The organism is Ectopseudomonas toyotomiensis (assembly GCF_900115695.1).
Classification (GTDB): domain Bacteria; phylum Pseudomonadota; class Gammaproteobacteria; order Pseudomonadales; family Pseudomonadaceae; genus Aquipseudomonas; species Aquipseudomonas toyotomiensis.
In genome coordinates this window covers 100,453-122,162 of the sequence record NZ_FOXK01000011.1, presented here as the reverse complement: position 1 = coordinate 122,162, position 21,710 = coordinate 100,453, and the positions used below count along the sequence as shown (strand labels likewise).

At 61.4% G+C, this 21,710-nt stretch carries 19 protein-coding genes; 18 read left to right on the top strand and 1 reads right to left on the bottom strand.

Translation table 11 applies throughout. The features are described 5' to 3' along the window. Positions 1–40: 40 nt before the first annotated feature. The gene (gene map / locus BM186_RS21250) at positions 41–823 is read right to left on the bottom strand and encodes a type I methionyl aminopeptidase (RefSeq protein WP_045735080.1); all 783 of its coding nucleotides are present in this window, start codon (positions 821–823) and stop codon (positions 41–43) included. Positions 824–1,094: 271 nt separating this feature from the next. Here map and rpsB point away from each other — a divergent pair, with 271 nt between their 5' ends. The 18 genes from rpsB to tilS all read left to right on the top strand — a co-directional run bounded on the left by rpsB (position 1,095) and on the right by tilS (position 21,643). Continuing rightward, the gene (gene rpsB, locus BM186_RS21245) at positions 1,095–1,838 is read left to right on the top strand and encodes a 30S ribosomal protein S2 (RefSeq protein WP_072425458.1); all 744 of its coding nucleotides are present in this window, start codon (positions 1,095–1,097) and stop codon (positions 1,836–1,838) included. 129 nt (positions 1,839–1,967) lie between these two features. Beyond that, entirely contained in the window at positions 1,968–2,831 is an 864-nt protein-coding gene (gene tsf, locus BM186_RS21240; RefSeq protein WP_072425457.1) for a translation elongation factor Ts, read from the top strand. 188 nt (positions 2,832–3,019) lie between these two features. Next, entirely contained in the window at positions 3,020–3,763 is a 744-nt protein-coding gene (pyrH, locus tag BM186_RS21235; RefSeq protein WP_004424012.1) for a UMP kinase, read from the top strand. Next, complete coding sequence (frr, locus tag BM186_RS21230) at positions 3,760–4,317, top strand: ribosome recycling factor (protein WP_072425456.1); 558 nt, start codon at positions 3,760–3,762, stop codon at positions 4,315–4,317. Before pyrH ends, frr begins: the two co-directional genes overlap by 4 nt. Before the next feature lie 17 nt (positions 4,318–4,334). Next, on the top strand, positions 4,335–5,081 hold the full coding sequence (gene uppS, locus BM186_RS21225) for a polyprenyl diphosphate synthase (protein WP_074918170.1): 747 nt from the start codon (positions 4,335–4,337) through the stop codon (positions 5,079–5,081). Next, positions 5,081–5,896, top strand: a complete 816-nt coding sequence (locus BM186_RS21220) for a phosphatidate cytidylyltransferase (RefSeq protein ID WP_074918168.1) — start codon at positions 5,081–5,083, stop codon at positions 5,894–5,896. The genes uppS and BM186_RS21220 overlap by 1 nt, the downstream gene beginning before the upstream one ends. Further along, a complete protein-coding gene (gene ispC / locus BM186_RS21215; protein WP_074918277.1) occupies positions 5,893–7,077 on the top strand; it encodes a 1-deoxy-D-xylulose-5-phosphate reductoisomerase in 1,185 nt (394 codons plus the stop codon). The genes BM186_RS21220 and ispC overlap by 4 nt, the downstream gene beginning before the upstream one ends. Before the next feature lie 63 nt (positions 7,078–7,140). Continuing rightward, positions 7,141–8,493, top strand: a complete 1,353-nt coding sequence (gene rseP, locus BM186_RS21210; RefSeq protein ID WP_074918166.1) for a sigma E protease regulator RseP — start codon at positions 7,141–7,143, stop codon at positions 8,491–8,493. A gap of 85 nt (positions 8,494–8,578) precedes the next feature. Then, on the top strand, positions 8,579–10,939 hold the full coding sequence (bamA, locus tag BM186_RS21205; RefSeq protein ID WP_074918164.1) for an outer membrane protein assembly factor BamA: 2,361 nt from the start codon (positions 8,579–8,581) through the stop codon (positions 10,937–10,939). 44 nt (positions 10,940–10,983) lie between these two features. Next, the gene (locus BM186_RS21200; protein WP_013716416.1) at positions 10,984–11,487 is read left to right on the top strand and encodes an OmpH/Skp family outer membrane protein; all 504 of its coding nucleotides are present in this window, start codon (positions 10,984–10,986) and stop codon (positions 11,485–11,487) included. Positions 11,488–11,489: 2 nt separating this feature from the next. Further along, complete coding sequence (gene lpxD / locus BM186_RS21195; protein WP_074918162.1) at positions 11,490–12,545, top strand: UDP-3-O-(3-hydroxymyristoyl)glucosamine N-acyltransferase; 1,056 nt, start codon at positions 11,490–11,492, stop codon at positions 12,543–12,545. Positions 12,546–12,592: 47 nt separating this feature from the next. Then, positions 12,593–13,033, top strand: coding sequence for a 3-hydroxyacyl-ACP dehydratase FabZ (gene fabZ, locus BM186_RS21190; protein ID WP_003244215.1), 441 nt, complete (start codon positions 12,593–12,595; stop codon positions 13,031–13,033). After that, positions 13,030–13,806 carry an acyl-ACP--UDP-N-acetylglucosamine O-acyltransferase gene (lpxA, locus tag BM186_RS21185; protein ID WP_074918160.1) on the top strand — a complete coding sequence of 259 codons (777 nt, stop codon included), beginning with the start codon at positions 13,030–13,032 and terminating at the stop codon, positions 13,804–13,806. The genes fabZ and lpxA overlap by 4 nt, the downstream gene beginning before the upstream one ends. A 5-nt stretch (positions 13,807–13,811) precedes the next feature. Continuing rightward, complete coding sequence (gene lpxB, locus BM186_RS21180; protein ID WP_074918158.1) at positions 13,812–14,945, top strand: lipid-A-disaccharide synthase; 1,134 nt, start codon at positions 13,812–13,814, stop codon at positions 14,943–14,945. Beyond that, positions 14,945–15,571, top strand: a complete 627-nt coding sequence (rnhB, locus tag BM186_RS21175; protein ID WP_072425449.1) for a ribonuclease HII — start codon at positions 14,945–14,947, stop codon at positions 15,569–15,571. The genes lpxB and rnhB overlap by 1 nt, the downstream gene beginning before the upstream one ends. Before the next feature lie 71 nt (positions 15,572–15,642). After that, entirely contained in the window at positions 15,643–19,173 is a 3,531-nt protein-coding gene (gene dnaE, locus BM186_RS21170; protein WP_074918156.1) for a DNA polymerase III subunit alpha, read from the top strand. 138 nt (positions 19,174–19,311) lie between these two features. Then, complete coding sequence (locus BM186_RS21165) at positions 19,312–20,262, top strand: acetyl-CoA carboxylase carboxyltransferase subunit alpha (protein ID WP_017674776.1); 951 nt, start codon at positions 19,312–19,314, stop codon at positions 20,260–20,262. Between the two features lie 58 nt (positions 20,263–20,320). Further along, the gene (gene tilS, locus BM186_RS21160) at positions 20,321–21,643 is read left to right on the top strand and encodes a tRNA lysidine(34) synthetase TilS (RefSeq protein WP_074918154.1); all 1,323 of its coding nucleotides are present in this window, start codon (positions 20,321–20,323) and stop codon (positions 21,641–21,643) included. Positions 21,644–21,710: the final 67 nt, after the last annotated feature.

The window sequence follows — 21,710 nt, the reverse complement described above, 5'->3', positions numbered from 1 at the left end:
AAGCTTCAATGGTGCGCACGGCGCACCCTACGGATCGCGGTCAGGCCGAGGTGCGCGGCAGGGTGTCGTCGCTGCGCAGGGTCAGGATCTCATAGCCGTCTGCGGTGACCAGTACGGTGTGCTCCCATTGCGCCGACAGCTTGCGGTCCTTGGTGATGGCGGTCCAGCCGTCGCCGAGCAGGCGGGTTTCCGGGCGGCCCTGGTTGATCATCGGCTCGATGGTGAAGGTCATGCCTTCCTTGAGCTCCATGCCGGTACCGGCCTTGCCGTAGTGCAACACCTGCGGCTCTTCATGGAAGACCGCGCCGATGCCATGGCCGCAGTATTCGCGGACCACGGAGAAACCGTTCTTTTCCGCGTGCTTCTGGATCACTTCGCCGATATCGCCCAGGCGCGTGCCGGGTTTGACCAGTTCGATGCCTTTATACATGCATTCCTGGGTGACCTTGGCCAGGCGCTCGGCCCACTCGGCGACCTTGCCGACCATGAACATCTTGCTGGTATCGCCGTGGTAGCCGTCCTTGATCACGGTGACGTCGATGTTCAGCACGTCGCCGTCTTTCAGCGGCTTGTCATTGGGGATGCCGTGGCACACCACATGGTTGATCGAGGTGCAGATCGACTTGGGGAAGCCCTTGTAATTGAGTGGTGCGGGAATGGCCTGCTGCACGTTGACGATATAGTCGTGGCAGATGCGGTCGATTTCCTCGGTGGTGACGCCTGGCTTGACGTGTTCACCGATCATCTCCAGCACTTCGGCGGCCAGACGGCCGGCCACGCGCATTTTCTCGATTTCTTCGGCGGATTTGATGGTGACGGTCATATGAAGCTCTCGGGCACGAACGGAAAGGGCGATATATTAGCAGCTTCGCCGTGCCAGCCCCAAAGGCGCTGCAACCGCTGCGGGGCGTTACTGCGTTGTTTGCCAGCTTTTGTAGCCTGAGCCGGCTTTGTGTGGTATAAAACGCGCCGCTTTACGGGCACTAAGCCCGAAAGCTCAAACCCACACACGTATCGACACGGTTTCCTGGGTGCCCGCAAGGGTTGGAAGCTGGGATACGTGGAGGCCTAACCCGACTTATCAAGGAACTATCATGTCCCAAGTCAACATGCGCGATATGCTGAAGGCCGGTGTGCACTTCGGCCACCAGACCCGTTACTGGAACCCGAAAATGGGCAAGTACATTTTCGGCGCGCGTAACAAGATTCACATCATCAACCTCGAAAAAACCCTGCCGATGTTCAACGAAGCTCAGGCTTTCGTTGAGAAGCTGGCTGCTGGCAAGAACAAGATCCTGTTCGTCGGCACCAAGCGTTCCGCTGGCAAGATCGTTCGCGAAGAAGCTGCTCGTTGCGGCTCGCCGTTCGTCGATCACCGCTGGTTGGGCGGCATGCTGACCAACTACAAGACCATCCGTGCTTCGATCAAGCGCCTGCGCGAGCTGGAAACCCAGTCCCAGGACGGTACTTTCGCCAAGCTGACCAAGAAAGAAGCCCTGATGCGTACCCGTGATCTGGAAAAACTGGATCGCAGCCTGGGTGGTATCAAGGACATGGGTGGTCTGCCGGACGCTCTGTTCGTTATCGACGTTGACCACGAGCGCATTGCTATCACCGAAGCCAACAAGCTGGGCATCCCGGTTATCGGCATCGTCGATACCAACAGCAGCCCGGAAGGCGTTGACTACATCATCCCGGGTAACGACGACGCCATCCGCGCCATCCAGCTGTACATGGGTGCCATGGCCGACGCCGTGATCCGTGGTCGCAGCAATGCTGGCGGCGGCACTGAAGAGTTCGTCGAAGAAGCCGCGGCTGCCGAGAGCGCCGAAGGCTAAGCGGTAACGCAAAGCATCTAGCGTTACGCGCTGTGCAAGAAGGGGGCTAAGCCCCCTTTTTGCCACTCACAGATTTGATCGCCCGTCACGCGGGTGAATGGTTGAAGACCTACCGAGAGGATTTTCAAGATGGCAGAGATTACTGCAGCCCTGGTTAAAGAACTGCGCGAGCGTACTGGCCAAGGCATGATGGAGTGCAAGAAGGCCCTGGTTGCCGCTGGTGGCGATATCGAGAAAGCCATTGATGACATGCGCGCTTCCGGCGCCATCAAGGCTGCCAAGAAGGCTGGCAACATTGCCGCTGAAGGCTCCATCGCCGTTCGCGTCGAAGGCGGTCGTGGCCTGATCATCGAAGTCAACTCGCAGACCGACTTCCTGGCTCTGCAGGACGACTTCAAAGCCTTCGTCAAAGAAAGCATCGACGAAGCCTTCGAGAAGAACCTGACCGAAGCCGCTCCGCTGATCGCCTCGCGCGAATCCGCTCGTGAAGCCCTGGTTGCCAAGTGCGGCGAGAACGTCAACATCCGTCGCCTGGCCGCTGTTTCCGGCGAAACCGTTGGTGCCTACCTGCACGGCCACCGTATCGGCGTTCTGGTTGTCCTGAAAGGCGGCAACGACGAACTGGCCAAGCACGTTGCCATGCACGTTGCTGCCTCCAACCCGGCCGTTGTTTCGCCGGATCAGGTCTCCGAAGAGCTGGTTGCCAAGGAAAAGGAAATCTTCCTGCAGCTGAACGCCGAGAAGATCGCTGGCAAGCCGGAAAACATCGTCGAGAACATGGTCAAAGGCCGTATCGCCAAGTTCCTGGCCGAAGCCAGCCTGGTCGAGCAAGCCTTCATCATGGATCCGGAAGTCAAGGTCGGTGACCTGGTGAAGAAAGCCGGTGCCGAAATCGTTTCCTTCGTTCGTTACGAAGTGGGCGAGGGTATCGAGAAGGCCGAGACCGACTTCGCCGCCGAAGTTGCCGCTCAGGTTGCTGCCAGCAAGCAGTAATCGGCGGTTCGGCCAGTTGTCCCAGAGAGGCTGCCCGCTTGCGCGTGCAGCCTCTTTGCCGAATAAGGGGCAACAAATGCACTAACGGCCTTGCAACCTGAGGTCGCCGGCACGTTCGAAGTGCCGGATAATTGCAGCGCCCGAGCGCGTTGCTCAAGAATTTCATATCGCCGCAGGAGAGACTTGCAATGGCTCAGCAGACAACTGGTCGCCAACCTCGCTACAAACGCATTCTGCTCAAACTTAGCGGCGAGGCCCTGATGGGCTCGGAAGATTTCGGCATCGATCCGAAGGTGCTCGATCGCATGGCGCTGGAAGTCGGCCAACTGGTCGGTATCGGTGTGCAGGTCGGCCTGGTGATCGGTGGTGGCAACCTGTTCCGTGGCGCGGCGCTGTCGGCTGCCGGCATGGATCGCGTCACTGGCGACCACATGGGCATGCTGGCCACCGTAATGAACGCCCTGGCCATGCGTGATGCGCTGGAGCGCTCGAACATCCCTGCCATCGTCATGTCGGCGATTTCCATGGTCGGCGTGACCGATCACTATGACCGCCGCAAGGCCATGCGCCACCTGAAGACCGGTGAGGTGGTGATTTTCGCTGCGGGCACCGGCAACCCCTTCTTTACCACCGATTCGGCTGCTTGCCTGCGTGCCATCGAAATCGATGCGGACGTGGTACTGAAGGCGACCAAGGTCGATGGCGTGTACACTGCCGACCCGTTCAAAGATCCGCATGCCGAGAAGTTCGAGCGCCTGACCTATGACGAGGTGCTCGATCGCAAGCTGGGCGTGATGGATCTGACCGCCATCTGCCTGTGCCGCGATCACAACATGCCGCTGCGGGTTTTCAACATGAACAAGCCCGGCGCACTGCTGAACGTTGTAGTGGGTGGCGCCGAAGGAACTCTGATCGAGGAGGATGCACAATGATCAACGACATCAAGAAAGACGCTCAGGAGCGTATGAGCAAGTCCCTGGAAGCGCTGGGGCGTAACCTGGCCTCCATTCGAACCGGTCGTGCCCATCCGAGCATTCTCGATAGCATCAAGGTACCGGCCTGGGGCAGCGACATGCCGCTCAATCAGGTAGCAGCGATCACCGTCGAAGATGCGCGCACCCTGAAGATCGTCGCGCATGACAAGACCCTCAGTGCTGCCATCGAGAAGGCCATCCTGACCTCCGATCTGGGCCTGAACCCGAGCAGCGCTGGTACCACCATTCGTGTGCCGATGCCGGCGCTGACCGAGGAAACCCGCAAGGGCTATACCAAGCAGGCGCGTGGCGTGGCCGAAGATGCCAAGGTCGCCGTGCGCAACGTGCGTCGTGATGCCCTGGCCGAGCTGAAGAAACTGTCCAAAGCCAAGGAAATCAGCGAGGACGAAGAGCGTCGCGCCGCTGACGAGCTGCAGAAGATCACCGACAAGTTCATCGGTGACGTCGACAAGGCGCTCGAGGTCAAAGAAGCGGACCTGATGGCCGTCTGACGGCTGGGCGCCCATACATGGACAAGAACAAGCAGGGGGCGGTGCCGCGGCATGTCGCCATCATCATGGATGGCAACAACCGTTGGGCGAAGAAGCGCCTGTTGCCGGGTGTGGCTGGGCACAAGGCCGGGGTCGATGCAGTTCGCGCGGTGATCGAGGTCTGTGCCGAGTCGGGCGTCGAGGTGCTGACCCTGTTCGCCTTTTCCAGTGAGAACTGGCAGCGTCCGGCCGAAGAGGTTGGTGCGCTGATGGAGTTGTTCCTGGGGGCGCTGCGTCGTGAGGCCAGGCGTCTGCTGGATAACGACATCAGCCTGCGCATCATCGGTGATCGCTCGCGTTTTCATCCCGAGTTGCAGGCAGCCATGCGCGAAGCCGAGCAACTGACTGCCGGCAACCGGCGTTTCACCTTGCAGATCGCGGCCAACTACGGTGGTCAGTGGGATATCGCCCAGGCCGCTCAGCGTCTGGCGCGTGAGGTGCAGGCAGGTCATTTGCAGCCCGAAGACATTACCCCGCAATTGCTTCAGGGTTGTCTGGCCACCGGTGATTTGCCTTTGCCCGACCTGTGCATCCGTACGGGTGGCGAGCGCCGCATCAGTAACTTCCTCCTGTGGCAGTTGGCTTATAGCGAACTGTACTTCTCCGACCTCTATTGGCCGGACTTCAAGCACGAGGCCATGCGCAAGGCGCTGGCCGATTTCGCTACCCGCCAGCGTCGCTTCGGCAAGACCAGCGAGCAGGTGGAAGCTGAGGCGCGCTCCTAATGCTCAAACAACGAATCATCACGGCGCTGGTGCTGTTGCCCATCGCCCTGGGCGGTTTTTTTCTGCTCGATGGCGGTGCCTTTGCCCTGTTCATCGGTGCGGTGGTCACGCTGGGGGCCTGGGAATGGGCCCGTCTGGCAGGGTTCGAGGCGCAGTCGCTGCGTGTGGCCTATGCGGCTGCAGTGGCCGTGTTGCTCGGCTTGCTGTACATGGTGCCGGTCGTTGCCCCGCTGCTGCTGGTGGTGGCTGTGCTGTGGTGGTTGGTCGCGACCTTTCTGGTAATGACCTATCCCGATAGCAGTCGTCTCTGGGGCGGTGTGCCGGGGCGTTTGCTGATTGGTTTGCTGATTCTGCTGCCGGCCTGGCAAGGGCTGATCCTGCTCAAGCAGTGGCCGCAGGCCAATGCGCTGATCATCGCGGTGATGGTGCTGGTCTGGGGGGCGGATATCGGCGCCTATTTTTCCGGCAAGACCTTTGGCAAGCGCAAGCTGGCGCCCAAGGTCAGCCCGGGCAAGAGTTGGGAAGGACTCTACGGCGGCCTTGCGGCCAGCCTGCTGATCACCCTGCTGGTCGGGCTGCAGCAAGGCTGGTCCGTTGGTGGGCTGCTGCTGGCTCTGGCGGGTGCCGCTGTGGTGGTACTGATTTCCGTGGTTGGTGACCTGACCGAAAGCATGTTCAAGCGTCAGTCCGGGATCAAGGACAGCAGCAATCTGCTGCCGGGACATGGCGGAGTGCTGGATCGTATCGACAGTCTGACCGCAGCCATCCCGTTGTTCGCTGCACTGCTCTGGCTCGCTGGTTGGGGCGCGCTGTGAGTGCAGTGCAGCAGGTCACAGTGCTGGGCGCTACGGGCTCTATTGGCCTCAGTACGCTGGATGTGATCGCGCGCCACCCTGAGCGCTACAGCGTCTTCGCGCTGACGGGCTTTTCGCGCCTGGCAGAGCTGCAGGTGTTGTGCGTGCAGCATCGGCCGCGCTACGCCGTGGTGCCTGATGACGCTTCAGCGCTCGAGCTGCAGAGCAATCTGCGCGCCGCCGGGCTGGCGACCGAGGTGCTGGTCGGCGAAGCAGGGCTGTGCGCCGTATCTGCCGACGCGGCGGTCGATTGCGTAATGGCGGCCATTGTCGGTGCGGCAGGCCTCAAGCCGACCCTGGCGGCCGTGCGGGCCGGTAAGAAGGTGCTGCTGGCCAACAAGGAAGCGCTGGTGATGTCCGGCGCCTTGTTCATGCAGGCGGTCAAGCAGAGCGGGGCGGTGCTGTTGCCTATCGACAGCGAGCACAACGCCATTTTCCAGTGTCTGCCCGGTGACTATGCGCGGGGGCTGCAGACTGTCGGTGTGCGTCGCGTACTGCTGACGGCTTCTGGTGGGCCTTTTCGCGAAACGCCGTTGGCCGACCTGGAATGCGTCACGCCGGAGCAGGCCTGTGCTCATCCGAACTGGTCGATGGGGCGCAAGATTTCCGTAGACTCGGCCAGCATGATGAACAAGGGGCTCGAGTCGATCGAGGCCTGCTGGTTATTCGATGCCCGCCCGGAGCAGATCGAAGTGGTCATCCACCGGCAGAGCGTGATTCATTCGCTGGTCGATTACATCGACGGTTCGGTGCTGGCGCAGCTGGGTAATCCGGATATGCGCACGCCCATCGCTCATGCGTTGGCCTGGCCGGAGCGTATCGACTCGGGCGTATCGCCTCTGGATCTGTTTGCCGTCGGTCGCCTGGATTTCGAACGCCCCGACGAGCAGCGTTTTCCCTGTCTGCGTCTGGCGCGGGAGGCGGCGCAGGCTGGCGGCAGTGCGCCGGCGATGCTCAACGCCGCCAATGAAGTCGCGGTCGAGGCTTTCCTGCAGCGGCGCATCCGTTTCGTTGATATCGCGCGTATGATTGAGTCCGTGTTGAACGCCCAGCCGGTGCAGGCTGTCGAAGCGCTCGACGCGGTATTCGCGGCCGATGCCCGTGCGCGTGAGCTGGCTGGGCAGTGGCTCGCTGGCCGTTGATGACGTCCGTATTGGTCTGGTGTGTGCTGGAACTTGAGCGGCTCGTAGAGCTGGAGAAGTGAAATGAGTGGGTTGTACATGCTGGTTGGCACCCTGATCGCACTGGGTGTCCTGGTGACCTTTCACGAGTACGGGCACTTCTGGGTAGCCCGGCGCTGCGGCGTCAAGGTGCTGCGCTTCTCCGTTGGCTTCGGCACACCGCTGCTGCGCTGGCATGACCGCCAGGGCACCGAATTCGTGGTTGCAGCCATTCCTCTGGGCGGCTACGTCAAGATGCTCGATGAGCGCGAGGGCGATGTGCCCCCCGAGCTCGTCGAGCAGTCCTTCAATCGCAAGAGCGTGCGCCAGCGCATCGCCATCGTGGCTGCGGGCCCGCTGGCCAATTTCCTGCTGGCGCTGCTGTTCTTCTGGTTCGTCGCCATGCTCGGCAGTCAGCAGGTGCGCCCGGTTATCGGCGCGGTGCAGCCGGACAGTCTGGCGCAAGTGGCCGGGCTGCGTGCGGGGCAAGAGATCGTTGCGGTAAACGGCGAGGCCACCAGTGGTTGGGCGGCGGTCAATCTGCAGCTGGTGAGGCGTCTGGGCGAGAGCGGTACGCTCGATCTGCGCGTGCTGGAGCCTGGCTCCACCGTCGAAACGCCAAAACAGGTGCAGTTGGACAACTGGCTGCGCGGCGTCGACGAGCCGGACCCGATTGGTTCGCTGGGCATTCGTCCATGGCGTCCTGTGCTGGAGCCGGTTCTGGCTGAGGTCGATTCCAAGGGGCCTGCCCACGCCTCAGGGCTGCAGGCAGGGGACAGGTTGCTGGCGCTCGATGGCGAGCCCCTGGTCGACTGGCAGGATCTGGTCGATCGCGTCCGGGCATTGCCGGGCGAGGCGGTCACGTTGCGCTTCGAACGCGCCGGGCAAACGCAGGATGTGCAGCTGACTCTGGCATCGCGCGGTGAAGGAGAGGCCCGCAGTGGCTACCTGGGCGCCGGCGTGCAGGGCGTCGAATGGCCGCCGGAGATGCTCCGCGAGGTGCGCTACGGTCCGCTCGATGGCGTTGTCGAAGGCATGCGTCAAACCTGGTCCATGAGCCTGCTGACCCTCGATTCGCTGAAGAAAATGCTGTTCGGTGAGCTCTCGGTAAAAAACTTGAGTGGGCCGATAACCATTGCTAAAGTGGCGGGCGCTTCAGCTGAGTCAGGGCTGGGGGATTTCCTGAAATTCCTTGCATATCTGAGTATTAGCTTGGGGGTTCTCAATCTGCTGCCCATTCCCGTACTGGATGGTGGGCATCTGCTGTTTTATCTGGTCGAGTGGGTGCGTGGTCGCCCCTTGTCTGAGCGGGTTCAGGGTTGGGGGATGCAGATCGGCATCAGTCTGGTCATCGGGGTCATGTTGCTTGCCCTGGTCAACGACCTCAGCCGCCTGTGAGCATTGCTGAACACGTTCTTGAGATTTAAAAGAAGTGTCGCTTAAGCGGCAGTTTTTATCGTCAGTTGGAATAAGAAAGGACTTCATGAAACGTCTGCTGCTACCTGCGGTACTGTCCGCATTGATGATCGCCGAAGTTCACGCCGAGTCCTTCACCATCTCCGATATACGCGTCAATGGCCTGCAGCGGGTTTCCGCAGGCAGCGTATTCGGCGCGCTGCCGCTCAACGTGGGCGAGCAGGTAGATGATCGCCAACTGGTCGATGCCACCCGCTCCCTGTTCCGTACCGGCTTCTTCCAGGATATCCAGCTCGGTCGCGATGGTGACGTGCTGGTGGTTACCGTGGTCGAGCGTCCCTCCATCTCCGGCATCGAGATCGAAGGCAACAAGGCCATCACTACAGAAGACCTGCTCAAGGGCCTGAATCAGTCCGGTCTGGCCGAGGGCGAAATCTTCCAGCGCGCCACCCTCGAAGGCGTGCGTAACGAGCTGCAGCGCCAGTATGTCGCTCAGGGTCGCTATTCGGCCGAGATCGAAGCCGAAGTGATTCCGCAGCCGCGTAACCGTGTGGCGCTGAAGATCACCATCAACGAAGGCACCGTTGCTGCCATCTCCCACATCAACGTGGTCGGCAACACCGTGTTCTCCGATGAAGATCTGGTCGATCTGTTCGAACTGAAGACCACCAACTGGCTGTCCTTCTTCAAGAACGACGACAAGTATGCCCGCGAGAAACTGTCCGGTGACCTCGAGCGCCTGCGCTCCTACTACCTGGACCGCGGCTACATCAACATGGATATCAGCTCCACCCAGGTATCCATCACCCCGGACAAGAAGCACGTCTACATCACCGTCAACGTCGAAGAGGGCGAGAAGTACAGCGTCCGTGACGTGAAGCTGTCCGGTGACCTCAAGGTGCCGGAAGAAGACGTGCGTGCACTGCTGCTGGTCAAGGAAGGGCAGGTCTTCTCGCGCAAGATCATGACCACCACCAGCGAGCTGATCACCCGCCGCCTGGGTAACGAAGGCTATACCTTCGCCAACGTCAATGGCGTGCCTGAAGCGCACGACGAGGACAACACCGTCTCGATCACCTTCTTTGTCGATCCTGGCAAGCGCGCCTACGTCAACCGCATCAACTTCCGCGGCAATACCAAGTCCGAGGACGAGGTGCTGCGTCGTGAAATGCGTCAGATGGAAGGTGGCTGGGCCTCGACCTACCTGATCGACCAGTCCAAGGTGCGTCTGGAGCGTCTGGGGTTCTTCAAGGAGGTTAACGTCGAAACCCCGCAGGTACCGGGTACCGACGACCAGATCGACGTCAACTACAGCGTCGAAGAGCAGCCGTCCGGCTCCATCACCGCCAGCGTCGGTTTCGCCCAGAACGCCGGTCTGATCCTAGGTGGCTCGATCAGCCAGAACAACTTCCTGGGTACCGGTAACCGCGTCAGCATCGGCCTGACCCGCAGCGAATACCAGACCCGATACAGCTTCGGCTTCGTTGACCCCTACTGGACCGTCGACGGTGTCAGCCTGGGTTACAACGCCTTCTACCGTACCACCGACTACGATGAGCTCGATGTCGACGTATCCAGCTATTCGGTCGACAGCCTGGGTGCAGGTGTCAACATTGGCTACCCGATCAGCGAAACCGCACGTCTGACCTACGGTCTGACCGTGCAGCAGGACACCATCGATACCGGTCGTTATACCGTCGACGAGATCTTTGATTTCATCGACTCTGAGGGCGATAACTACCTGAACTTCAAGGGTTCCATCGGCTGGTCCGAGTCGACCCTGAACCGTGGTGTACTGGCCAACCGTGGTCATTCGCAGAGCCTGGTGCTGGAAACCACGCTGCCAGGTAGCGATCTGTCGTTCTACAAGCTCGACTACCGTGGTCAGGTCTTCACCCCGATCAGCGACAACTACACCCTGCGCTTCCATACCCAGCTGGGTTATGGCGACAGCTACGGTTCCACGGCTGAGCTGCCGTTCTACGAGCACTACTACGCGGGTGGCTTCAACTCGGTACGTGGTTTCGAAGACAGCAGCCTTGGGCCGCGCAGTACGCCGAGTAGCGGTGCCAAACCGGGCACCCTGCGCGACCCGGACCAGGACCCGCTGCCGTTCGGTGGTAACGTGCTGGTGCAGGGTGGTGTCGAGATGCTCTTCCCGCTGCCGTTCGTCAAGGATCAGCGCTCGCTGCGTACCGCATTGTTCTGGGACGTGGGTAATGTCTTCGATACCAACTGCAGCTCCAGCCAGAAAAGGCTGAGCGACAGCTGCGATATCGACTTCAGCAGCATGGCCAGCTCCGTGGGTGTCGGCCTGACCTGGATCACCGCACTGGGCCCGCTGAGCTTCAGTCTGGCCATGCCGATCAAGAAGCCGGATGATGCCGATACCCAGGTATTCCAGTTCTCCCTGGGTCAAACCTTCTAAGTTCGTTTCACAGAAAGCCAACAGTTTTGTTGCAGGAGTGCATTGTGCGTAAGTTGACTCAACTGGTTCTGTTCACCGCCGCCCTGATCGCCACTCCGGCGTTCGCCGAGATGAAGGTGGCCGTGCTGAACTATCAGATGGCGCTGCTCGAGTCGGACGCAGCCAAGCGCTACGCCGTCGATGCCGAGAAGAAGTTCGGCCCGCAGCTGAACAAGCTCAAGACCCTGGAAAGCGACGCCAAGCGTATCCAGGATCGCATGGTCAAGGACGGCGAGAAGATGCAGCAGGCCGAGCGCGAGCGCCTCGAGCTCGAATTCAAGCAGAAGGCTCGTGACTTCCAGTTCCAGTCCAAGGAGCTGAACGAAGCCAAGGCCATCGCTGACCGCGAGATGCTGGCCAAGCTGAAGCCGAACCTGGACAAGGCCGTCGAAGAAGTGATCAAGAACGGTAACTTCGACCTGGTGCTCGAGCGCGGTGCGGTGATCGATGTCAAACCTCAGTACGACATCACTCGCCAGGTCATCGAGCGCATGAATCAGATGCGTTAAGCATGACTGCGACATTTACCCTCGGCCAGCTGGCCGAGCGCCTGGGCGCCACCTTGCGTGGCGCCGAAGCTAAGGTCATCACGGGCCTGGCCACCTTACAGGAGGCCGGGCCCGAACAATTGAGCTTCCTGGCCAATGCCCAGTACCGCAAGTTTCTGGTGCAGACCCAGGCCGGTGCCGTGTTGCTCACCGCAGCCGATGCTGAAGGCTATGCTGGCGATGCCTTGATCGTTGCCAATCCTTATCTGGCCTATGCCCAGCTTTCGCATGTGTTCGACCGCAAGCCCAAGGCAGCTCCCGGCATTCACGCCACTGCGCAGGTTGCAGGTGATGCTCAGGTCGATCCGAGCGCCAGTATCGGCGCCTTTGCGGTCATCGAAAGCGGTGCTCGCATCGGCGCTGATGTGAGTATCGGTGCGCATTGCGTGGTGGGCGCGCGTAGCGTGATCGGTGAGGGTGGTTGGCTGGCTCCGCGCGTGACGCTGTACCACGATGTGCAGATCGGCAAGCGTGTAGTGATCCAGTCCGGCGCGGTGATTGGTGGCGAAGGCTTCGGTTTCGCCAACGAAAAGGGCGTCTGGCAGAAGATCGCACAGATCGGTGGGGTGACCATCGGTGATGACGTCGAGATCGGCGCCAACACCACGGTGGATCGCGGTGCGCTGTCCGATACCTTGATCGGTAATGGCGTGAAGCTGGATAACCAGATCATGATCGCGCACAACGTGCAGATCGGTGACAACACGGCCATGGCGGGCTGCTGCGGTATTTCCGGCAGCACCAAGATCGGCAAGAACTGCATGATCGCCGGCGGTGTGGGCATGGTTGGCCATATCGAGGTGTGCGACAACGTGTTCGTTACCGGTATGACCATGGTGACTCGCTCGATCACCGAGCCGGGCGCCTATTCTTCAGGCACTGCCATGCAACCGGCGGGCGAGTGGAAGAAGAGTGCAGCCCGTATTCGTCAGTTGGACGATATGGCCAAGCGACTGCGTGAGCTGGAAAAACAGCTGGCCGCCGTGACCCAGACGGCAAACGTCTCATCTGATGCCTGAGCACGGTGTGACCGTGCTCTTTTCTTTTCTTACAGGCTTAACCGGACATGATGGACATCAACGAAATTCGTGAATATTTGCCGCACCGCTATCCGTTCCTGCTGGTGGACCGCGTGGTGGACCTGGACGTCGAAGGCAAGCAGATTCGCGCCTATAAGAATGTCAGCATCAATGAGCCGTTCTTCAACGGTCATTTCCCCGAGCATCCAATCATGCCCGGCGTTCTGATCATCGAGGCCATGGCCCAGGCTGCCGGTATCCTCGGCTTCAAGATGATGGGCGTGAAGCCGGCCGATGGCACCCTGTATTACTTCGTCGGCTCCGACAAACTGCGTTTCCGTTCGCCGGTGCTGCCGGGTGATCAGCTTACGCTGGAAGCCAAATACCTGAGCGATCGTCGCAGCATCTGGAAATTCGAGTGCCGCGCCACTGTCGATGGCAAGGAAGTCTGCTCCGCTGAAATCATCTGTGCGGAACGCAAGCTATGAGTTTGATTGACCCCCGCGCGATCATCGATCCCAGTGCCAAATTGGCCGACGACGTCGTCGTTGGCCCGTGGAGCATTGTCGGGGCCGATGTGGAAATCGGCGAGGGTACAGTCATCGGCCCGCACGTCGTGCTCAAGGGGCCGACCGTGATCGGCAAGCACAACCGCATCTACCAGTTTTCTTCGGTCGGTGAAGACACCCCAGACCTGAAATACAAGGGCGAGGCGACGCGCCTGGTGATCGGTGATCACAATACGATTCGTGAGGGTGTCACCATTCACCGTGGCACCGTGCAGGATCGCAGCGAAACCACCATTGGCGATCACAACCTGATCATGGCCTATGCCCATATCGGCCATGACAGTGTGATCGGCAATCATTGCATCCTGGTCAACAACACGGCCCTGGCAGGGCATGTCTGGGTCGATGACTGGGCGATTCTGTCCGGCTATACCCTGGTGCATCAGTTCTGCCGCATTGGCGCGCACAGCTTCTCGGGCATGGGCACTGCGATTGGCAAGGATGTTCCGGCTTTCGTTACCGTGTTCGGCAACCCGGCCGAAGCGCGCAGCATGAACTTCGAGGGCATGCGCCGGCGTGGTTTCTCTGCCGAGGCCATCGCCGCCCTGCGCAAGGGCTACAAGCTGGTTTATCGCCAGGGGCTGACCGTCGAGCAGGCGCTGGCCGAACTGGCCGAGTCCGCTGCTCAGTTCCCGGAAGTGGCGATTTTCCGTGATTCGATTCAGGCCTCCACGCGCGGCATCACGCGCTGATACCTATGAGCAGACCTATTCGCGTCGCACTGGTCGCCGGTGAGGCGTCCGGTGACATCCTCGGTTCCGGCCTGATGCAGGCCATCAAGCAGCGCCATCCGGATGCCGAGTTCATCGGTGTTGGCGGCGCGCGCATGGAAGCCGAAGGCCTTAAATCCTATTTCCCGATGGAGCGCCTGGCCGTGATGGGCTTGGTCGAGGTGCTTGGCCGTCTGTTCGAGTTGCTCCGCCGCCGTCGGCAACTGGCTCGCGACCTGATTGCCGCGCAACCTGATGTTTTCATCGGCATCGATGCTCCCGATTTCAACCTGGGCCTGGAACTCAAGCTACGCCGGGCCGGGATCAAGACCGTGCATTACGTCAGTCCTTCGGTTTGGGCCTGGCGGCAGAAGCGTGTGCTGAAGATTCGCGAAGCCTGCGACTTGATGCTGACCCTGTTCCCGTTCGAGGCGCAGTTCTACGACGAACATCAGGTACCGGTGCGCTTTGTCGGTCATCCGCTGGCCGATGCGATTCCACAGCAAGCTGATCGTGCCGCCGCGCGCGAGGCGCTCGATCTGCCGCAGGACGAGCCCGTGGTCGCGCTCATGCCGGGTAGCCGTGGTGGCGAGGTCGCGCGTCTGGGCGAGCTGTTTCTCGAGGCGGCGATCCGACTGCGCGCACTGCGCCCAGGTATTCATTTCCTCCTGCCTTGCGCCACCCCCGAGCGCCGTGAGCAGTTGGAGCAGATGCTGGCAGGGCGTGATTTGCCGCTGACGCTGCTCAACGGTCGATCCCACGAAGCGCTGGCTGCCTGCGATGCGGTGTTGATCGCTTCGGGTACTGCGACCCTGGAAGCGCTGCTGTACAAGCGGCCTATGGTGGTGGCGTACCGCGTAGCGCCGCTGACCTATCGCATCCTCAAGCGCCTGGTGAAGAGCCCCTATATCTCGTTGCCTAATCTGCTGGCCGAGCGTCTGCTGGTGCCTGAGCTGATTCAGGATGCAGCGACTCCCGAGGCTCTGGCCCAGGCCGTTGCGCCGTTGATCGACGGCGGGCAAGTGCAGACCGAGGGCTTCGACGTGATTCACCGTGCGCTGCGCCGCGATGCCTCGGTGTCGGCGGCCGATGCGGTGCTCAAGCTGGCAGGGCGTGGCTGATGCAGTTGGGCCTCGATTTTACCCTGGTCGAAGAACTGGTCGCCGGTGTCGACGAAGTCGGCCGTGGCCCGCTCTGCGGTGCCGTGGTCACGGCTGCGGTGATCCTCGATCCGGCGCGGCCGATTCTCGGCCTGAACGACTCGAAGAAACTCTCCGAGGCGCGCCGTGAAGCGCTGTTCGACGAGATTCGCGAGAAGGCTCTGGCCTGGTGCATCGCCCGCGCCGAGGTGGAGGAAATCGACCAGCTGAATATCCTGCATGCCACCATGCTGGCGATGCAGCGCGCGGTCGAAGGGCTTCAAGTGACACCCAGACTGGCATTGATCGACGGCAATCGCTGTCCAAAGCTGGCGGTGCCGAGTGCGCCGGTGGTCAAGGGCGATAGCCGGGTGCCGGCAATAGCCGCGGCTTCGATCCTGGCCAAGGTCAGTCGCGACCGCGAGATGCTCGAGATGGATCGTCTCTATCCCGGTTACGGCATCGCCGGCCACAAGGGCTACCCCACGCCCGTTCACCTGGAAGCCTTGCAGCGCCTGGGGCCGACGCCTATTCATCGGCGTTCCTTCGCACCAGTGCGCGCGTTGCTCGAGCCTGTAGCTGTCGATTGTATCGCCGCTACAGTCTGAACCTCTGGCCCTCAGCCAGACCCGCTTAGGCTACAATCCGCGCTTTGTCGTTTTCACCTGCAAGGCCGCCCATGACCCAAGCTTTCGTCCACCTGCGTCTGCACACCGAATACTCACTGGTCGATGGCCTGGTGCGGGTCAAACCGCTGATCAAGGCCGTGGCCGGGGCCGGCATGCCGGCGGTTGCGGTCACCGACATGAGCAACATGTGCTCACTGGTGAAGTTCTACAAGGCGGCCATGGGCGCCGGGGTCAAGCCGATCTGTGGTGCCGATATCTGGATGGCCAGCGCCGAGGAAGACGGCCCGCTGACGCGCCTGACCCTGCTGGCGATGAACGCCAAGGGCTACCGCAACCTCACCGAACTGATCTCTCGTGGCTGGTCTGAAGGGCAGAGCAACGACCTGGTGATCATCCAGCGCGACTGGGTCAAGGACGCCGCCGAGGGCCTCATCGCGCTATCCGGCGCGCGTGAAGGCGAAGTCGGCCAGGCGCTGCTGGCCGGTGATGAAGCGCTGGCCGAAATGCGCTTGCGTGAATGGATGGCAGTGTTCCCGGATCGCTTCTATCTGGAGGTGCAGCGCACCAGCCGTGTTGGCGATGAGGAATATCTGCATGCCGCCGTGGCCCTGGCCGATCGCGTCGAGGCGCCGCTGGTGGCAACCAACGACGTGCGCTTCATCAAGCAGGGCGATTTCGAGGCGCACGAAACCCGCGTCTGCATCGGTGAAGGTCGTACCCTGGACGACCCGCGCCGGCCGCGGCATTACTCCGATCAGCAGTACCTGAAAAGCGCCGAGGAAATGTGGGAGCTGTTCTCCGACCTGCCCGAGGCACTGGAGAACACCGTCGAGATCGCCAAACGCTGCAACATCGACGTGCAACTCGGCAAATACTTTCTGCCGGATTTCCCCACGCCCAATGGCATGGGCATCGATGACTACCTGCGCCACGCCTCGTTCGAGGGCCTGGAAGAGCGTCTCGAAGTGCTGCTGCCCAAGGATACGCCGGATTACGAGGCCAAGAAGCAGGTCTACATCGACCGCCTCAACTTCGAACTCGACATCATCATCCAGATGGGTTTCCCCGGTTACTTCCTGATCGTGATGGACTTCATCCAGTGGGCCAAGAGCAACGGCGTGCCGGTCGGCCCGGGCCGTGGTTCGGGTGCCGGTTCGCTGGTGGCCTACGTGCTGAAGATCACCGACCTCGATCCGCTGGCCTATGACCTGCTGTTCGAACGATTCCTCAACCCCGAGCGGGTTTCCATGCCCGACTTCGACGTCGACTTCTGCATGGACGGCCGCGACCGTGTGATCGACTACGTGGCCGAGAAATACGGGCGCAACGCGGTGAGCCAGATCATCACCTTCGGCTCGATGGCGGCCAAGGCGGTGGTGCGCGACGTCGCCCGGGCGCAGGGTAAGTCCTACGGTCTGGCCGACCGTCTGTCGAAGATGATCCCCTTCGAAGTGGGCATGACCCTGGAGAAGGCCTACGAGATGGAGGAGCCGCTACGCGAGTTCCTCAAGAACGACGAGGAAGCCCAGGAAATCTGGGACATGTCCCTCAAACTCGAAGGGGTGGTGCGCGGTACCGGCAAGCACGCTGGTGGTGTGGTGATCGCGCCGACCAAGCTCACCGACTTCTCGCCGATCGCCTGTGACGAGGAGGGTGGCGGCCTGGTGACCCAGTTCGACAAGGACGACGTCGAGCAGGCCGGGCTGGTCAAGTTCGACTTCCTCGGCCTGCGCACCCTGACCATCATCAAGTGGGCGTTGGAAACCGTCCACCGCATCCAGAAGCGCGATGGCGCCTCGGATGAGGACCTGGTCAACATCGACTTCATCCCGCTGGATGACAAGAAAACCTACGACATGCTGCAGAAGGCGGAGACCACCGCGGTCTTCCAGCTTGAATCGCGCGGCATGAAGGAGCTGATCAAGAAGCTCAAGCCCGACTGCCTGGAAGACATGATTGCACTGGTGGCGCTGTTCCGCCCGGGCCCGCTGCAGTCCGGCATGGTGGACGACTTCATCAACCGTAAGCACGGCCGCGCCGAGCTGTCCTATCCGCATCCGGATTATCAGTACGCCGGCCTCGAGCCGGTGCTCAAGCCTACCTACGGCATCATTCTGTATCAGGAACAGGTGATGCAGATCGCTCAGGTCATGGGTGGCTACACCCTGGGGCAGGCGGACATGCTGCGGCGTGCCATGGGCAAGAAGAAGCCCGAGGAAATGGCCAAGCAGCGCGGCGGCTTCATCGAAGGTTGCGCCAATAATGGTATTGACGCTGAATTGGCGGGCAACATCTTCGATCTGGTGGAAAAGTTCGCCGGTTACGGTTTCAACAAGTCGCACTCGGCCGCTTACGGTCTGGTCTCCTACCAGACCGCCTGGCTCAAGGCGCATTACCCGGCGCCGTTCATGGCCGCCGTGCTGTCGGCGGATATGCACAACACCGACAAGGTGGTGATCCTGGTGGAGGAGTGCCGCAACATGAAGTTGCGCATCGAACCGCCAGACGTGAACGTCTCCGAGTTCAAGTTCACCGTCAACGACGACGGCCGCATCGTCTATGGCCTGGGTGCGGTCAAGGGCGTGGGCGAGGGCCCGGTCGAGGCCATCGTCGAATGCCGCGCCGAAGGTGGGCCGTTCAAGGACCTGTTCGACTTCTGCAACCGTGTCAACCTCAAGCGCATCAACAAGCGCACCCTTGAAGCCTTGATCCGCAGCGGCGCGCTGGATCGTCTCGGCCCGTACTATCAGGACGAGCTCAAAGCCTACCAGGCCAGTGTCGACAAGAACCGCGCCGTGCTGCTGGCGTCCATGGAAGAGGCCGTGCAGTCCGCCGAGCAGACTGCGCGCAGCGCCGAGAGCGGCCACATGGACCTGTTCGGCGGCCTGTTCGCCGAGCCCGAGGCCGACGTCTATGCCAACCACCGCAAGGCCCGCGAGCTGCCGATCAAAGAGCGTCTGAAAGGCGAGAAGGACACCCTGGGTATCTACCTGTCCGGTCACCCCATCGACGAGTACGAAGGCGAGATTCGCCGTTTCGCCCGCCAGCGCATTGTTGAGCTCAAGCCGGCGCGGGACACCCAGACCATCGCCGGGATGATCGTCAACCTGCGGGTGATGAAGAACAAGAAGGGCGACAAGATGGGCTTCATCACCCTCGACGACCGCTCCGGACGTATCGAGGCGTCCTTGTTCGCCGATGCCTTCGCCAGCAACCAGGCGCTGCTGCAGAACGATGCGCTGGTGGTGGTCGAAGGCGAGGTCAGCAACGACGACTTCTCCGGTGGCCTGCGTCTGCGCGCCAAGCGCGTGATGAGCCTGGAAGAGGCGCGTACCGGCCTGGCCGACAGCCTGCGGGTGAAGGTCGCCAGCGAAGCGCTCAAGGGGGATCGCCTCCGTTGGCTGGCCGAGTTGTGCAGCAAGCACAAAGGCGCTTGCCCGGTGACCGTCGACTACAGTGGCGAGGAGGCACGCGCCTTGCTTCAATTCGGCGATGCCTGGCGAATCGACCCGGCCGACACTTTGATTCAGGCATTGCGTGACCAGTTCGGGCGCGACAACGTCTTTTTGCACTACCGCTGATGCAAGAGGGGAAAAATACCCCTTTGTGTTGGCATCGACACCTGCGGGTGTCGACCCGCTGCGTCCTATCCCTTAAGGTAGGGCGCCTAATGGATACAGCTCCCCGGCCACTTGGCCGTCGACGCAAGACGGATGACTATGAACCCGAATTTCCTCGATTTCGAACAGCCGATCGCCGACCTGCAAGCCAAGATCGAAGAGCTACGCCTGGTTGGTAACGACAACTCGCTGAATATCGGCGATGAGATTGCCCGCCTGCAGGACAAGAGCAGCACCCTGACCGAAAGCATCTTCGGCAACCTGACCAGCTGGCAGATCGCTCAGTTGGCTCGCCATCCGCGCCGCCCGTATACCCTGGATTACATCCAGCACATCTTCACCGAGTTCGACGAGCTGCATGGTGATCGTCACTTCTCCGACGACGCCGCCATCGTCGGTGGCATTGCCCGTCTGGGCGACCAGCCGGTGATGATCATCGGCCACCAGAAGGGCCGTGAGGTGCGCGAGAAGGTGCGCCGCAACTTTGGCATGCCGCGTCCGGAAGGTTACCGCAAGGCCTGCCGCCTGATGGAAATGGCCGAACGCTTCAAGATGCCGATTCTCACCTTCATCGACACGCCTGGTGCCTACCCGGGTATCGATGCCGAGGAACGCGGCCAGAGCGAGGCCATCGCCTGGAACCTGCGCGTGATGGCGCGCCTGAAAACCCCGATCATCGCCACCGTCATCGGTGAAGGTGGTTCCGGTGGTGCGTTGGCCATCGGTGTCTGCGACCAGCTCAACATGCTGCAATACTCCACCTATTCGGTGATCTCGCCGGAAGGCTGCGCCTCGATTCTCTGGCGCACTGCCGAGAAGGCGCCGGACGCCGCCGAGGCCATGGGCATCACCGCCGAGCGCCTGAAGGATCTGGGGATCGTCGATCAGGTGATCGCCGAGCCGCTGGGCGGCGCGCACCGCGACCCGGCGGCGGCTTCCGAGTCGATCCGCCAGGAGCTGACCAAGCAACTGGCCAGCCTGCAGAAGCATGACACCGAGACGCTGCTCAAGCGTCGTTATGACCGTCTGATGAGCTACGGCATCGCCTGAGTCTTTTCTACGCATATATCAACGGGCCTTCGGGCCCGTTGTTGTTTAAGCTTGAATGATGACTGCTCTCGAACTTCGCCTGCGCCAGGCTCTGCAGCCCTGGCGTACGGCCCCTGCCTGGCGTATTGCCTTCTCCGGTGGCCTGGATTCCAGCGTGCTGCTGCATCTGCTCGCCGACTGGGCGCGCTGCGAAGATCTGCCGCCGATTTCTGCCATTCATGTCCATCATGGACTGCAGCCGGCCGGCGACGCCTGGCCGGAACATTGCGCACGTGTCTGCGAGCAGTTGGGCATTGCTCTCGAAGTCGTCAGGGTTCGGGTCACGCCAGGTGCCAGCCTTGAACAGGCTGCACGAAGCGCGCGTTACCAGGCTTTCTGCGAGCGGTTGAAACCGGGCGAAGTGTTGCTAAATGGCCAGCATCGCAACGATCAAGCCGAAACTCTGTTATTTCGTCTGTTGCGCGGTGCCGGCGTACGCGGGCTGGCGGCGATGCCGGCCAGTCGGTCGTTGGGGCAGGGCGGTCTGTTTCGGCCGTTGCTCGACAGCTCTCGAGCTGAGTTGCGTGAATATGCGCAGAGTCATGGCCTTACCTGGATCGAGGACCCGAGCAATGCCGACGAGCGTTTCAGTCGCAATTTCCTACGCAGACAGGTGATGCCGCTGCTGGCCGAACGCTGGCCGCAGTTCACGGCAAATATCGCGCGTAGCGCCAGGCACCTGGGTGAAACTCAGCAATTGCTGGATGAGTTGGCTGCGATGGACCTGGCGGCTACCCATGGCGTTTCGGCATGCCCCTGGCTGACTCTACCGTCTCTGGAATTGTCGGTAGTGAGCGCGCTGAGCGATGCGCGTCAGCGTAATCTGCTGCGCCACTGGTTGGCGCCACTGACGCGCCTGCCCGATAGCGATCACTGGGCCGGCTGGTGTGACCTGCGTGATGCCGCCACGGATGCGGCACCGATCTGGAAACTGACCGATGGCGAGTTGCACCGTGCCGATGGTCGGCTTTGGTGGCTCAGTGGTGAGTGGCTGCGGCCGCTGGATCCACTCGATCTGGCCTGCGACTCGTTTTCCGAATCGGTCGAACTTCCCGACAATGGTCATGTGCATCTACAGGGCGAGTTGCCGCAAGGTCGCTGGCATTTGCGTTACCGCCAGGGCGGTGAGTCGCTGCTACTGCCGGGGCGTGGCAGGCGTGATCTCAAGCGTCTGCTCAACGAGCTGCGCGTGCCGGCATTCGTGCGTCCACGGCTGCCGCTGCTGTTCGCTGGTGATGAGCTGATGGCGGTGGCGAACCTGTCGCAGTCGTCAGAAATCCAGGCCGGCGGGGTGCGTCTGCACTGGTCGCCGCCTATCGGCGCGCAAGGTTTGAGCTGGTAAGGCCTTTCGGGTAGACTACGCTCCCGTCTTACTACAGCTTTTGCCGACTCCCTCAGGGAGCTTGGCG

What these genes read in the sequence shown, in the direction of transcription:
- map (WP_045735080.1), bottom strand. Translation starts at nt 823, where the DNA reads ATGACCGTCACCATCAAATCCGCCGAAGAAATCGAGAAAATGCGCGTG.
- BM186_RS21220 (WP_074918168.1), top strand. Translation starts at nt 5,081, where the DNA reads ATGCTCAAACAACGAATCATCACGGCGCTGGTGCTGTTGCCCATCGCC.
- rseP (WP_074918166.1), top strand. Translation starts at nt 7,141, where the DNA reads ATGAGTGGGTTGTACATGCTGGTTGGCACCCTGATCGCACTGGGTGTC.
- dnaE (WP_074918156.1), top strand. Translation starts at nt 15,643, where the DNA reads ATGACCCAAGCTTTCGTCCACCTGCGTCTGCACACCGAATACTCACTG.
- frr (WP_072425456.1), top strand. Translation starts at nt 3,760, where the DNA reads ATGATCAACGACATCAAGAAAGACGCTCAGGAGCGTATGAGCAAGTCC.
- lpxD (WP_074918162.1), top strand. Translation starts at nt 11,490, where the DNA reads ATGACTGCGACATTTACCCTCGGCCAGCTGGCCGAGCGCCTGGGCGCC.
- tsf (WP_072425457.1), top strand. Translation starts at nt 1,968, where the DNA reads ATGGCAGAGATTACTGCAGCCCTGGTTAAAGAACTGCGCGAGCGTACT.
- BM186_RS21165 (WP_017674776.1), top strand. Translation starts at nt 19,312, where the DNA reads ATGAACCCGAATTTCCTCGATTTCGAACAGCCGATCGCCGACCTGCAA.
- lpxA (WP_074918160.1), top strand. Translation starts at nt 13,030, where the DNA reads ATGAGTTTGATTGACCCCCGCGCGATCATCGATCCCAGTGCCAAATTG.
- lpxB (WP_074918158.1), top strand. Translation starts at nt 13,812, where the DNA reads ATGAGCAGACCTATTCGCGTCGCACTGGTCGCCGGTGAGGCGTCCGGT.
- rpsB (WP_072425458.1), top strand. Translation starts at nt 1,095, where the DNA reads ATGTCCCAAGTCAACATGCGCGATATGCTGAAGGCCGGTGTGCACTTC.
- tilS (WP_074918154.1), top strand. Translation starts at nt 20,321, where the DNA reads ATGACTGCTCTCGAACTTCGCCTGCGCCAGGCTCTGCAGCCCTGGCGT.
- uppS (WP_074918170.1), top strand. Translation starts at nt 4,335, where the DNA reads ATGGACAAGAACAAGCAGGGGGCGGTGCCGCGGCATGTCGCCATCATC.
- rnhB (WP_072425449.1), top strand. Translation starts at nt 14,945, where the DNA reads ATGCAGTTGGGCCTCGATTTTACCCTGGTCGAAGAACTGGTCGCCGGT.
- pyrH (WP_004424012.1), top strand. Translation starts at nt 3,020, where the DNA reads ATGGCTCAGCAGACAACTGGTCGCCAACCTCGCTACAAACGCATTCTG.
- fabZ (WP_003244215.1), top strand. Translation starts at nt 12,593, where the DNA reads ATGATGGACATCAACGAAATTCGTGAATATTTGCCGCACCGCTATCCG.
- bamA (WP_074918164.1), top strand. Translation starts at nt 8,579, where the DNA reads ATGAAACGTCTGCTGCTACCTGCGGTACTGTCCGCATTGATGATCGCC.